Genomic DNA, 13,292 nt, shown 5'->3' with positions numbered 1-13,292 from the left:
CCATGACTTACTCCGGGATTTGAGTGGTGTGGTGCAGGAGTGAAGCGGCCGAAGCGACCGCGCCCGCGACGTCCCCGTCTGCGGGGTAAAGCAGGGTGCGGCCGACGGTGAGGCCCCGGACTCCGGGCAGTGCAAGGGCTGCTCCCCAAGCGGCGAAGACCTCATCCTGGCTGCCCGACGGGTCCCCGCCCAGCAGTACGGTGGGCATGGTAGTGGCAGCCATGACGCGTTCCATCTCCGCTACCACGGGAAGCTTCATCCACGTGTAGGCGCTGGTGGAGCCCAGGCCTTCGGCGATGGCAATGGACTTGATCACGGCGTTGGCGGACAGATCGTTGCGGACACGGCCGTTTTCACGGACCGAGAGGAAGGGCTCCACCATGGCGATCAGCTTCCGCGCCGCCAGGGAGTCAATTGCCTTCGCGGTGGCTTCCAGGGTGGCCACGGTGTCAGGGTCACCCAAACAGATGCGGGTGAGCATCTTCCCGCCGTCAGCGCCCAGCGATTCCAGCGCGGCGGCGGTGTGGCCGGTGAAACGGTCATCAATTTCGTTGACCAGCCCGGCCAGGCCCCCGCGGTTCATGGAACCGAACACCAGCTTGCCTTCAAGGGCGCCCAGCAGGAGCAGGTCGTCCATGATGTCCGGAGACGCCAGAACCCCATCGACGGCAGGGTTGGCCAGCGCGATCTGCAGTCGATCCAACAGTTGGCGGCGATCAGCCATGGCCACCGGGTCCGAACCGACGGCGAGGGCACCACGGGCAGGGTGGTCAGCGGCGACAATGAAGTTCTGCCGGCCCGCCTTCAGTCCGGGGTGGCGGCGGCGCGACTTGGCGGCGCGGGCCACAGCTTCGGGGTCTTCGAGCCGGATGGTGCTCAGGTGCTCGTAGCGGCGCGGGTTGTCGTCCACGGCATTACTCGAGGCTAGGGAGGTGAGGGTCACAGTGCTGCTCCTTCGGGAATGGAAGCGCCGGGAATCGGGCGGCCGCGTTCGGCCAGCAGCGAGGTGACCTCGTCCGGCGTCGGCATGGCATCGGCGCAGGACAGGCGGGAAGCGACGATGGCGCCTGCGGCGTTGGCGTAGTCCAGGACCTGGGCCAGCGGCCAACCAGAGAGGAGTCCGTGGCAGAAAGCGCCGCCGAATGAATCGCCGGCACCAAGGCCGTTGAGGGTTTCCACCGGGACGGGGGCGGAGACCACGCGTTCGGTGCGGGTCTTGGCCATCACGCCTTCAGGGCCCAGTTTGACCACGGCGATTTCCACGCCGGCGGCCAGCAGACGGTCCGCCTGCTCATCAGGGGTGCCCTCCCCAACAGCGACGGCGCATTCCTTGTCGTTGCCGATGGCCACGGTGACGTGAGGCAGGATCTTGGCGACCTCGGCCCGGGCTTCTTCCTCCGAAGCCCAGAACATCGGCCTGTAGTCCAGGTCGAGGATGGTGAACTGGCCGATGCGAAGCTTGTCACGGTCCCTCGCCTCGTGCGCCTTGATGTGTGCCTCGCGGCTGGGCTCCTGGCAGAGGCCGGTTACGGTGGACCAGAAAATGCCTGCTTCCCGGATGGCGTCCAGGTCCAGCTCGTCGGCCTTGATCTGCAGGTCCGGGGCGGTGGGAAAACGCCCGTAGAAGTAGAGCGGGAAATCGTCCGTTGCCGGCTTGATCGCGCAGAACGTCACCGCCGTCGGCCATTCCTTGACCGGGGAGACAAATGAGTCGTCGACGTTGTACTTGTGCAGTTCCCGGTGCAGGTACTTGCCGAATGCGTCATCCCCTGTTCGGGTGATAACGCCTGTCCGTCGCCCGTGCCGGGCAGCGGCTACCGCTACGTTTGAGGGGGAACCGCCGAGGTATTTCCCGAAGGACGTGACGTCCTCCAGGTCCACTCCGATGTCGTTCGGGTAAATATCAACGCTGATGCGCCCGATCGTAAGAAGCTCGTGGGTCACGATTCTCGTGGACCTTTCTCTGTGAACTCAAAATCCTTTGACAGGCAGGGCCTCGGGTTGCTGGCCGTGATGAAGGCCACGGGCAATACTTTGCCCTAGACGCAATGTCCTGTCAAAAGTTTGTAATGACATGCAAACAATTAATTCAGCTGCCCACCCCCAATAGGGGCAGCCGCACTACTTCTTGGGAACCGCCAACTCGCCCGTAACGTACTGAGCGCGACCGAAGCCAAAGGACCAGTCACCCGCGGTGTTCTCCACGTAGCCAATGAAGACGTCCTCGCCGGACACACCGACCTCCGCCAACTTGCTCGCTACGGAAGCAAAAAGGCTTTGCTTGGCTTCCTGGGAACGGCCACCCTGCGTGAAGATCTGAATCATCACAACGTCGCTGGTGCGCTCAAACCCGAGACCGGCGTCCTGCGCGAAGATCTGACCTGCCGGGTGTTCGGTAAGAATGTGGAAGTAGTCGCGTTCAGGAATGCCGTACTCAGCGAGAATGGCGTCGTGAATCCCGCGGCTGAGCCGTTGCAGGTCTTCCGCGGTTCGTCCCTGATTGATGTCGATGCGTACGAGCGGCATGTCGAACTCCTTTGTTTGCAAACTTTGTCCTGACATACTAACAAGCTGCATCTCGGGCGGCAAGGGTTGAACAGGTGGAATGGTTGCGGACTTGGCACCCCTCGCCGCTGCCTGCCTTGTCCCATCAGTGCACTCACTTGACATGATGATGGGAAGCTCTTGGCTTCCTCCCGGCCCCGGCATAAAGCAAGCGCAGGGACGGGGCGCTGGAGGCGGACGCGCCACCAGCCGATGCATACGCGTCGCGAAAACAAACCTGTAAACGTACGAGGCAATTGGGCGGCAATTCCAAGGGAACCTACGCCAGCACTACGGCGGACACTGCCTCCGCAGCTGCCGTCACTGCAGACAAGCTCCTATGTCTCGGGCTCTTCCACCACCATCATGGCTACGGAAACCACGGCGATGCGGAAGTGTTCATGGATAAGAGTGAACCGTACGCACCTTTCGGTCTATTAGCCCCAGGCTGTGCGATAGCTGTGAAGCTGCTTGGCCGCATTCAGCCATAGGTAAATGAGTTCACCAGTCGCCGTCAAAACAATAACCCACGAATGGTGGCGCAAGGGCGCGTTGTGGAATTGACTACACCCCAACCTGACGTCAGGAACCCCTGGAATTACTTGTCAGGATTGCACCGGATTAGTCATTTCCGGACAGTCCCAATAGGAGGTCACAGACTCCAACCTGACACCCTTTCACCAGAACAATCGGTGGCAAGTCGTCAGCAACTTGTAAGGGGATCCGGCACACGCCGGTCCTCACTCCAACCCAGAAACCCAGGCAGCAGTTCGCAACCCATTGGCCGAGCAATGCTTATAATACAAGACAGTAACTTGTATTATAAGAAGGCGGGCGAAGGAGCCCGGTCCCGCCCAAAGGAGAACTCATGAGTACCGTCGACCTGATCCGGCACGTCAAATTGTCCACCGCCAAGCTCCCCCTGGCCGTTCCCATCAGCGACGCCAAGGTTTTCACCGGCCGGCAAAAGCCCATGACCGAGGTGGTCTTCCTCTTCGCCGAGATCACCACCGAACTGGGCCACACCGGCGTCGGCTTCAGCTACTCCAAGCGCGCCGGCGGTCCCGCCCAGTACGCGCACGCCAAGGAAGTCGCCGAGGGCATCATCGGCGAGGACCCCAACGACATCGCCAAGATCTACACCAAGCTCCTCTGGGCCGGCGCCTCGGTGGGCCGCTCGGGCGTCGCCACCCAGGCCCTCGCCGCCATCGACATCGCCCTCTACGACCTCAAAGCCAAGCGCGTCGGCCTGCCCCTGGCCAAGTTCCTCGGTTCCTACCGAGACTCGGTGCAGACCTACAACACCTCCGGCGGCTTCCTCAACGCCACGCTGGACGAAGTTAAGGCCCGCGCCACGCAGTCCATCGAGGAAGGCATTGGCGGCATCAAAATCAAGGTGGGCCTGCCGGACAGTAAAGAGGACCTGCGCCGCGTAGCCGGCATCCGGGAGCACATCGGCTGGGACGTACCGCTCATGGTGGACGCAAACCAGCAGTGGGACCGAGCCACAGCCCTCCGAATGGGACGCCAGCTCGAGGAGTTCAACCTCATCTGGATAGAGGAACCCCTGGACGCCTACGACTTCGAGGGCCACGCGCACCTGGCCAACGTCCTGGACACCCCCATCGCCACCGGTGAAATGCTCGCTTCCGTGGCCGAACACAAGGGCCTCATCAACGCCAACGGCTGCGACATCATCCAGCCGGACGCACCCCGCGTGGGCGGCATCACCCAGTTCCTCCGCCTCGCAGCCCTGGCTGACGAGCGCGGTTTGGGCCTGGCGCCGCACTTCGCCATGGAAATCCACCTGCACCTCGCCTCCGCCTACCCGCGCGAGCCGTGGGTCGAGCACTTCGACTGGCTTGATCCCTTGTTCAACGAGCGCCTCGAAACGAAGAACGGCCGGATGATCGTCCCCGACCGCCCCGGCCTCGGCGTCACCCTCAGCGACCAGGCACGCGCCTGGACCACCGACTCCGTGGAGTTCGGCGCGTAACCTTGTTGCCATGAGCCGGAACCTCACCGCGGACCTCGCCGCTGACCTTCGCACCCGCATTGTCGACGGCGCCATCCAGCCCGGCGAGAAGCTCCCCAGCGAAAACACCCTCATCAACGACTTCGGCGTCAGCCGGACCGTTGTCCGGGCGGCACTCACCCGGCTCCAGGCCGAGGGACTTGTCGAAACTGAACGGGGGCGTGGCAGCTTCGCCCTCACCCCGCCGTCGGACGGGCCCCAGGCAGCACCCGGGGCCCGTCCCGTGGCAACCATGGAGGACCGCCTCCACATGCTCGAATTCCGGATGGGCGTGGAAACCGAGGCCGCGGCGCTGGCAGCAAGAAACCACACAGAACGGCAATTGCGGGCCGTCACCGCCGCACTGGAGGAGTTCACCGCGAGTGCCGGCCATCCAGCCCACGCCATGAAGTCCGACTTCGACTTCCACCGGGCCGTGGCCGCCGCGTCGGGCAACCCCTTCTACTCGGACTGCCTGGCCGCCCTTGGACAGACCATGATCGCGATGCCGCGCACCCGGCTGATGACCGGCGTCGAACACTATGCACGTGACCACTTTGACCAGGTGGTCCAGGAACACCGCTCCATTTCTGACGCCATCGCGGACGGTGACGAGGCTGCCGCGGCAGCTGCCATGCGCAGCCACCTCGCGAACTCCCGACGCCGGTTCAAGGCTTCCGCGCGGCAGTAACCCCCGTGCCGCTAAAGCAAAAGGGCCCCGGTCTGTTGACCGGGGCCCTTCATTTGCGTGCGCGAGGGGGGATTTGAACCCCCACACCCTTTCGGATACTGGCACCTGAAGCCAGCGCGTCTGCCGTTCCGCCACTCGCGCGCAACTTCCTTCACGGAATCGCGGCCGGTTTCCCGAACCGCAACCCTGTAAAAGCAGCGAGATAAAGCATAACGGACATTGGAGGGAAAACACTAATTGAGGTCCCAGGGCTCGGCCGTGCGCCACCTAACCGGTGCCATAAACAGGACTGCGCCAGGGTCTGGAACACCGGCGGCAATGCACCACCATCAGCCCGAGACTGAACTTTTGGCAGCGCCCGGCCGTTGTGGATTAAGGTCATTCACAGGGCTGCCCAGTAGTATCTGATGTAGGAGTGACTGCTGGTCGCAGGCACACCGTCGGCTTAAGAACAGCACTGCAACTGAACTTACGGAACGAAAACTGCCCCGCATCCGGGGGGAAAGGAGAAGAACCATGGGTCTGCTGGACAAAGTCGAGCGCGGCATCGAAAAGGCCGTCCGCGGCGTCTTCTCCACCGGCTCGCGCGCCCAGGTTGAACCCGTGGAGATCGCCAGCAGGCTGCGCCGGGAAGTGGACCACCGCTCCCTCACTGTGGCCGCGGGCCGCACCCTGGTGCCCAATGTGTTCGACGTCCAGCTCAGCGAAGAGGACTTTCGGCGGGCCCAGGAATGGGGCACGCCACTGGCCGAGGAACTCTGCGACGTTGTCATCAACCATGTGCGCAGCCAGGGCTACACGCTGCAGGGCTCGGTGCGCATCTCTTTCCGCCGTGACGCGGAACTTCGCGCCGGTGACTTCGAAATCATCTCCTCTACCGAAAAATCAAAGGGCACCGCCCCGGGCGGTCCTGCGCCCCGTCCCAACCTTCCCGCCGCCCCCAGCAGGCAGCCCGTCCGGCTGCAGCCTGTCCTGGACATCGACGGCCAGCGGTATTCCCTTAATGCCCCGTCCATCGTGCTGGGCAGGTCCTCCGACGCGGACATTCTGGTTGAGGACACCGGTGTATCCCGTCGTCACCTCGAGATCCGGACCGCCAACGGGGTTACCAGCGCAGTGGACATGGGCTCCACCAACGGGAGCTACGTGAACGGACACAAAGTTGCCGGAAGCACCGAACTCACTGACGGCTCCACCATCACGATGGGACGGACAAAGATCATCTTCCGCCTGCTTCCTGCCGGCCCTGGCGGTCACGCATGAGTGAACTCACCATCACTGCCCTGCGGTTCGGCTTCCTGCTCCTGCTCTGGGTGCTGATCTTCAGCATCGTCTCCGCAATGCGGCGCGACCTCATGGTGGGCCGCAAGGCCGCAGCAGGTGCCCCCACAGCCCGCCAGGTCCGCAAAAATCCCGAACTTGCCGAAGAAGCGCCCCAGCCCGTGAAGCAGCAGGCCCGGCAACTGGCCGTCATCGAAGGCCCGCTCAAAGGCCGGACCCTCCCCTTGGCCGCAAGCCCCATCCTGCTGGGCCGCGCCCAGGAGGCCACCCTGGTTTTGGAGGACGACTACGCCTCCGGCCGTCATGCCAGGCTGTTTCCCCAAGGCAGCCGCTGGTTCATCGAGGACCTCGGCTCCACCAACGGCACCTACCTGGCGGACCAGCAACTGACCCGTGCCCTGCCCGTTGAGCTTGGCGTACCCGTGAGAATCGGCAAGACGGTCATCGAATTGAGGCCATAGCCGTGGCCGCCCCGCAAAACCCCGCCACCGACCCTCAACCGGCGCCGCGGCCCCTCATCATGCGCTTCGCCGCCAGGTCCGACGTAGGAAAAATCCGCTCCAAGAACGACGATTCCGCTTACGTCGGCCGCCATCTTGCCGTGGTCGCCGATGGCATGGGCGGCCATGCCGGCGGTGACGTCGCTTCAGCCGCCACTGTCCTGGACATGATCCACCTGGACCACGGCGACTACACCGGGGACGCCGCCACCACCCTGGCCGATGAAATCCAGACCGCAAACTCGCTGCTGTCCGAGCTTGTGCACATCAACCCCAAGCTGGCCGGAATGGGCACCACCGTAACGGCGCTCCTGCTGGCCGAGGGAAAGCTGCACTTCGCCCACATCGGTGATTCCCGCGCATATCGTCTCCGCAACGGTAAATTCGAGCAGGTCAGCGTTGACCACACTTTCGTACAAAGACTCATCGACGAGGGACGGCTCCGGCCCGAAGAAGCCGAAACACACCCGCACAAAAACGTCCTGATGCGCGTCCTGGGCGACGTGGACGCCAGCCCTGAACTCGACCTTGACACCCTGGACGTGGAGCCCGGCGAACGCTGGCTCCTCTGCTCCGACGGCCTGAACTATGTTGCCGGGCACGCTGTCGAACGGACAGTGCGCGAAACCAAAGACCTCCGCGAGTGCGTGGAGACCCTCGTGGATCTCACCCTCGAGGCCGGTTCCCCGGACAACGTCACGGTCGTGATGCTGGAGATCGTTGAAGAAACGCCCGACGACGTCAGTACAGCCGCCGTCGACGTCATTCCCTCCCACGAAGTCACCAAAGCCGCTGCCGTGGCAAAGAGCGCAGGCTCCCCTGCCGCCAAGGCACCGGATTCGGTTGACGGTGCCAGGCCCACCGCCGGCACCCCTGGAGAACCGCCCGCCGCCAGCGCAGCAGGTCCAAGTGCCAAGGACCCGGCAGAACCAGGGGAAGGCAGCGGAGGCGCTGATTACTCTGCAGCAGGGGCCACCGACCCCCACCTCGGCGAGCATCTCTCCGCCGAAGTCCTCCGCGACGAACTCGCGTCCCGGCCGCACGAACTCGTAGGGGCGGCCGCGACAGCTGCCGAGTCCGGCTCCATTCCCACCATCGCCGGCCGCACCGTGGCACGCCGCGCAGCAACGCTCCTCACCCACAAGGCCGAACCGCCAACCAGTGACGCGGACGACACAGTGGTGCCGCTCAAGCGCCGGAGGTGGCTGACCTGGTCCATCGCCGCGTCCGTACTGGTAGTCCTCACCGTGGGGCTCTGGCTCGGGTACGCCTGGACCCAGACCCGTTATTATGTGGGTGAGTTCGATTCCCGGGTGGCTATATTCAACGGCGTTTCCCAGCGCCTGGGCCCCATCCAGCTCTCCAGCCTGGAGACCGTCACCGACATCAGCATGGACTCGTTGCCGGTGTTTTCGCAGCAGCGCGTCCGCCAGACCGTCCCTGCCCAGGACCTCTACGATGCACAGCGCATCGTGAAGAACCTTGAACTGACAGGCACCACTTCTCCTGAAGACGAGTGCGTGCCGCCATCGGCCTCTCCCGGGGCCTCCGCATCCCCCAGCGCTCCGGCCACTGCCACGGCTACGGCTACGCCGACGCCCGACGCCTCGGCGGCTCCTGCAAGCCCGTCCCCCACACCCAGTCCCACAGTTACCTGCGAGGTGGGCCAATGAGCCAGCTCAGTACCACGCCCAAACCCCGCCGCAATGTTGAACTCGCGTTGCTCCTCCTGGCCCTTGCGGTCGGTATCGGGGCCAACATGCTGGTGGGAGTGGACCAGGAAAAAGCCTTCGATTCCGATTTCTGGTTCCAGTCGAGCCTCCTCGCCCTGGCCGCCCTGGTTTTCCACGGCGTCCTCCGCTTCCGTGCAAAATATGCCGACCCGGTAATACTTCCGCTCGTAGTTGCCCTGAACGGAATCGGCCTGGCAATGATTCATCGCCTGGACGCGCCCGGGGACGACACCGGCAACAACCAGCTTCGGTGGACCCTTATTGCCATGGCCGTGGCCATCGCAGTGATCTGGTTCCTCAAAGACCACCGCATCCTGCGTAAATTCACATTCATCTCGCTGGCCGCGAGTGCTCTCCTGCTGGTACTGCCGCTGATTCCGGGCATCAGTGCCGGCGAAATCCTGGGTGCCCGCGTGTGGATCCGGCTGGGCCCCCTGACTTTCCAGCCGGGTGAAGTCGCCAAGATTACGCTGGCCATATTCTTCGCTGGGTATCTCTCGTCCAACCGGGACCTGATCCTGCTGGCCGGCCGGAAGATCGGCCCGATGCAATTCCCGCGGTTCAAGGACATGGGCCCGATGATCACCGCCTGGCTGGTGAGCATCGGCGTCCTCATCTTCCAGCGCGACCTGGGCTCGTCGGTCCTGTTCTTCGGCCTGTTCATCGTGATGATCTACGTAGCCACCAGCCGCATCAGCTGGGTGGTCATCGGCCTCGCCCTCATTGTTGGCGGCGGGTTCGCGGCCTCCCGCGTCTTCTCGCATGTGGAACTGCGCATCAGCGGCTGGCTCAATGCCTTCACCCCGGAGGTGTACGACCGTTTCCCCGGTGGCAGCCGGCAGATTGTCCAGGGGCTCTTCGGAATGGCGAACGGCGGCCTGGTGGGCACCGGACTCGGCCAGGGCCGTCCTGATCTCGTTCCGTTTGCCAACAGCGACATGATCATTGCCTCCCTCGGGGAAGAACTGGGTTTGGTGGGGCTCTTTGCCATCGTCCTGATGTACCTGCTGCTGTTCACCCGTGGCTTCCGGGCGGCCCTTGGCACCCGTGATGCCTTCGGCAAGCTTCTAGCCTGCGGTCTCTCCTTCGCCGTGGCGCTGCAGTGCTTCGTGGTCATCGGCGGCGTCACCCGGCTCATCCCGCTGACCGGCCTCACCACCCCGTTCCTGGCCGCAGGCGGTTCCTCCCTGCTGGCCAACTGGATCATCGTGGGCCTGCTCCTGATGATTTCCCACACCGCCCGCGGTCCGGTGGACACCACCCCCATGCCTCCGGCAAGAGGCGCGGAACCCGAGGGCATTGATACTCCTACCGAGGCGGTGAAGCACCTGTGAACCAGGCAATACGGCATTCATGGGTCGCAGCGATCGCCATGTTCGCCCTCATCTTCGGAGCCATCAGCTACGTTCAAGTGATCGGCGCCGAAGAACTCGAAAACAACCCCTGGAACCAGCGCGCCATTTTGCAGAACTACTGCAATGACCGCGGCGCCATAGTGGTGGCCGGAACCCCTGTGGCGGAATCCGTGGAAAGCGGGTCCGAGACCTGCGCGTACCAGCGGACCTACCCGCAGCCGGAACTGTACGCAGGGATCACCGGCTACTTCTCGCAGACCCACGGCACCACCGGCCTTGAACAAGGCATGGGCGAGGAAATGGCAGGCAATTCAGACCAGCTCTTCCTGGACCGGGTAGGCCAGCTGTTCCTCGGAAACCAGCCCAAGGGTGTCTCCGTGGAACTCACCATCGATCCGGAGATCCAGCGGCTCGCCTATGACCTGATCCCGGACGGGCAGCGCGGATCGATCGTGGTCACCAACCCCAAGACCGGCGCGATCCTGGCCATGGTGTCCAAGCCCTCCTACGACCCCAACCTGGTGGCCACGCAGGATATAAACGCTGAGACCGCGAACATGAACGAACTGGTGAAGGTTCCGGGCATCAACCTGAACCAGAATGTCAGCGGGCCCACGGGTGAACTGCTCGCACCGGGCTCCGTCTTCAAACTCGTGGACACTGCTGCAGCCCTGGCCTCCGGCAAGTACAACAGGGACAGCGAGCTCCCCAACCCCGCTGAAATGCCCTTTGAAGGCATCCAGTACAGGCTTCCCAACTACGCCGGGGGCAACTGCTACACCCGCGACACGGCAGACTTCGCATTCGCCCTGCAGCAGTCCTGCAACACCCCGTTCGCCAGCATCGCCCTTGACCTCGGCCGTGATGCCATCGCCGAGCAGGCCAAGAAGTTCGGCTTCGGCGAGGACATGGGCGACCAGCTGAAGCTCGGGTACGCACGGGAGAACTACTTCCCTGACGATCTGGACGCCCCGGGGCTGGCCCAGTCAGCCATCGGCCAGCGTGACGTCCGCGCCACACCCCTGCAGGTGGCGTTGATGACCGCGGCCATCGCCAATGACGGGGTGCAGATGAGGCCCAACCTGATCAAGACCCTCCGCTCCCCGGACCTTCGTGTCATCGATGAGCCGAAACCGGAACCGCTGCGCACCTCCACCACCCCGGAAATCGCCAACCAAATCACCGAATGGATGACCAGTGCGGTCAGCCAGGGCATCGCCAACAGGGCCGCGGTACCCGGGGTCCAGGTGGCAGGCAAAACCGGTACTGCAGAGCTGGGCAACGGCGTGAACAACTCCTGGTTCACCGGCTTTGCTCCGGCAAACAATCCGCAGGTGGGTGTCACGATCGTTATGGAAGGCGTGGACATCACCACCGGCGCACAGCTTACGAGTCCTAACGCGAAGAAAATTTTTGAGGCGGTGTTGAATAAGTGAGGCCTACGACGGGAATCACCCTCGGCGGCAGATTTCAGCTGACCACGCGGATCGCGATCGGCGGTATGGGTGAAGTCTGGAAAGCCAAAGACCTCGTCCTGGGCCGCACTGTCGCCATCAAGGTGTTGAAGGAGGAATACACCGGGGACCCCGGATTCCTTCAGCGCTTCCGTGCAGAGGCCCGCCACACAGCCCTGCTCAACCACGTTGGCATCGCCAACGTTTTTGACTACGGCGAGGAAGAGGGCTCGGCCTACCTGGTCATGGAACTGGTACCGGGCCAGCCCCTCAGCGCCATCATCGAACATGAGCAGGTGCTGTCCCCGGACCGGACGCTGTCCATCATCGCCCAGACCGCCCGGGCCCTTGCCGTTGCCCACGCCCAGGGACTCGTACACCGCGACGTTAAGCCCGGGAACCTGCTCATCACCCCTGATGGGCGCGTAAAGGTCACGGACTTCGGCATCGCCCGCCTTGCGGACCAGGTGCCCCTCACCCAGACAGGCCAGGTGATGGGTACTGCCCAGTACCTGGCTCCTGAGCAGGCCACCGGCCAGACCGCCACGGGATCTTCGGACATCTACTCGCTCGGTGTGATCGGCTACGAGTGCCTCTCCGGGCACCGGCCGTTCTCGGGTGAATCGCAAATTGCCATCGCCCTCGCCCAGGTCAACGATGCGCCTCCGCCACTTCCGGAGTCGCTTCCCACCCCCGTGCGCGCCCTCCTGATGTCCATGCTCGCTAAGGATCCCAAGGACCGGCCGGCCAACGCCATCAAGTTGGCAGAAGCCGCGGAAGCCATCCGGAACGGAGACGTCAGCGCTGCGCGCGCCGCCGTCCCGGGCATGCTCCTGTTCGACGCCGACACGGGTCCCATCACGGCCCCCGTGGACACCACAACTGCCCCTACGGGTGTGATCGGTGCCCAGCGGGACAGTTCCCCCACTCCCACGTCCGCGTTGCCGGTTGTTGGTGCCGGTGCTGCCGGAGCTGCGGCGGGAATTGCGGCCGGTGCAGCAGGTTCCCCGGCCACCGACGCCGGTGAACCACAGGGAACGCTCGCCCGGGCCAACGCCCTCGCCGCGGAGCGGAAATGGGTACCGGAAGAAACAACGTACGACGACGAGCCCGCCGACGAGCCCCGGCGCAAGGGCCGCAGCCCCTGGACCTGGCCCCTGATCGCCCTGGTCCTGCTGCTCCTGTTCGCGCTGGCCGGGTTCCTGGTCAACCAGCTCGGCGTCCTCTCACCGTCCGGCAACCCCTCATCCAGCGCCCCGGCCACCAGCGCTCCGGCCACGTCGGCCACCCCCACCCGGGCGACGCCGTCGGCCACTCCCACGCAGGCCCCCACCACGCCTGCGCCTACCACGCCCCCTGCACCCGAAACCGTGAACATCATTCCCGAGGCTTACCTGGGGAAGGACTACCGGACGGTCCAGTCCGAGCTGTCCGCGCTCAACCTGGACGTCACGGTGCAGCCGCAGGTAGATGCCAACGCGGCTCCCAATTCCGTGATCGCCTTGTCCCGCTCAGGCCGGGTTGAAGTGGGAGCCCCCGTGACAATCACGTACGCAGTGGCACCGCCGGCGCCCACCACCACCTCCCCGGCCCCGACGACGCCGACCCCCGTACCCGCACCCACAACCTCCTCCGTGGCAGCACCAACGCCACAGTCGCCTCTGCCGGACTGCACCCCCGGCCAACTGCCCGGCGTGCCGCCGACCTGCACGCCGTAACC

The 13,292-nt window shown here is 64.3% G+C and carries 11 protein-coding genes and 1 tRNA gene; 8 read left to right on the top strand and 4 right to left on the bottom strand.

Features of this window, described 5'->3' with window-relative positions; all coding sequences use genetic code 11:
• Window positions 1-7 precede the first annotated feature (7 nt).
• The 3 genes from AC5RVN_RS12845 to AC5RVN_RS12835 all read right to left on the bottom strand — a co-directional run bounded on the left by AC5RVN_RS12845 (window position 8) and on the right by AC5RVN_RS12835 (window position 2,526).
• Window positions 8-943, bottom strand: a complete 936-nt coding sequence (locus AC5RVN_RS12845) for a Cgl0159 family (beta/alpha)8-fold protein (protein ID WP_494138169.1) — start codon at window positions 941-943, stop codon at window positions 8-10.
• Window positions 940-1,944 carry a 5-dehydro-2-deoxygluconokinase gene (gene iolC, locus AC5RVN_RS12840; protein WP_494138168.1) on the bottom strand — a complete coding sequence of 335 codons (1,005 nt, stop codon included), beginning with the start codon at window positions 1,942-1,944 and terminating at the stop codon, window positions 940-942. Before iolC ends, AC5RVN_RS12845 begins: the two co-directional genes overlap by 4 nt.
• A 177-nt stretch (window positions 1,945-2,121) precedes the next feature.
• Window positions 2,122-2,526, bottom strand: a complete 405-nt coding sequence (locus tag AC5RVN_RS12835; protein ID WP_494138167.1) for a tautomerase family protein — start codon at window positions 2,524-2,526, stop codon at window positions 2,122-2,124.
• An 886-nt stretch (window positions 2,527-3,412) separates the two neighbouring features.
• On the opposite strand from AC5RVN_RS12835, the gene AC5RVN_RS12830 reads away from it, so the two are divergent.
• Together AC5RVN_RS12830 and AC5RVN_RS12825 are read left to right on the top strand one after the other, a co-directional pair.
• On the top strand, window positions 3,413-4,540 hold the full coding sequence (locus tag AC5RVN_RS12830) for an L-talarate/galactarate dehydratase (protein ID WP_494138166.1): 1,128 nt from the start codon (window positions 3,413-3,415) through the stop codon (window positions 4,538-4,540).
• A gap of 10 nt (window positions 4,541-4,550) precedes the next feature.
• Window positions 4,551-5,249, top strand: a complete 699-nt coding sequence (locus AC5RVN_RS12825; protein ID WP_494105826.1) for a FadR/GntR family transcriptional regulator — start codon at window positions 4,551-4,553, stop codon at window positions 5,247-5,249.
• 58 nt (window positions 5,250-5,307) lie between these two features.
• Here the strand turns inward: AC5RVN_RS12825 and AC5RVN_RS12820 are convergent.
• Window positions 5,308-5,390: transfer RNA gene (locus AC5RVN_RS12820), tRNA-Leu, on the bottom strand.
• A 375-nt stretch (window positions 5,391-5,765) separates the two neighbouring features.
• On the opposite strand from AC5RVN_RS12820, the gene AC5RVN_RS12815 reads away from it, so the two are divergent.
• The 6 genes from AC5RVN_RS12815 to AC5RVN_RS12790 are packed head-to-tail and all read left to right on the top strand — an operon-like array spanning window position 5,766 to window position 13,290.
• The gene (locus tag AC5RVN_RS12815; protein ID WP_494138165.1) at window positions 5,766-6,512 is read left to right on the top strand and encodes an FHA domain-containing protein; all 747 of its coding nucleotides are present in this window, start codon (window positions 5,766-5,768) and stop codon (window positions 6,510-6,512) included.
• Window positions 6,509-6,991, top strand: a complete 483-nt coding sequence (locus AC5RVN_RS12810; RefSeq protein WP_494105824.1) for an FHA domain-containing protein FhaB/FipA — start codon at window positions 6,509-6,511, stop codon at window positions 6,989-6,991. Before AC5RVN_RS12815 ends, AC5RVN_RS12810 begins: the two co-directional genes overlap by 4 nt.
• A 2-nt stretch (window positions 6,992-6,993) precedes the next feature.
• Complete coding sequence (locus tag AC5RVN_RS12805) at window positions 6,994-8,703, top strand: PP2C family protein-serine/threonine phosphatase (protein ID WP_494138164.1); 1,710 nt, start codon at window positions 6,994-6,996, stop codon at window positions 8,701-8,703.
• Entirely contained in the window at window positions 8,700-10,097 is a 1,398-nt protein-coding gene (locus AC5RVN_RS12800) for an FtsW/RodA/SpoVE family cell cycle protein (RefSeq protein ID WP_494105822.1), read from the top strand. Before AC5RVN_RS12805 ends, AC5RVN_RS12800 begins: the two co-directional genes overlap by 4 nt.
• Window positions 10,094-11,554, top strand: a complete 1,461-nt coding sequence (locus AC5RVN_RS12795; RefSeq protein WP_494138163.1) for a peptidoglycan D,D-transpeptidase FtsI family protein — start codon at window positions 10,094-10,096, stop codon at window positions 11,552-11,554. Before AC5RVN_RS12800 ends, AC5RVN_RS12795 begins: the two co-directional genes overlap by 4 nt.
• Entirely contained in the window at window positions 11,551-13,290 is a 1,740-nt protein-coding gene (locus AC5RVN_RS12790) for a serine/threonine-protein kinase (RefSeq protein ID WP_494138162.1), read from the top strand. The genes AC5RVN_RS12795 and AC5RVN_RS12790 overlap by 4 nt, the downstream gene beginning before the upstream one ends.
• Window positions 13,291-13,292 lie beyond the last annotated feature (2 nt).

Source organism: Arthrobacter sp. sptzw32 (genome assembly GCF_059089735.1).
This window is presented reverse-complemented; position numbering and strand designations above follow the sequence as displayed.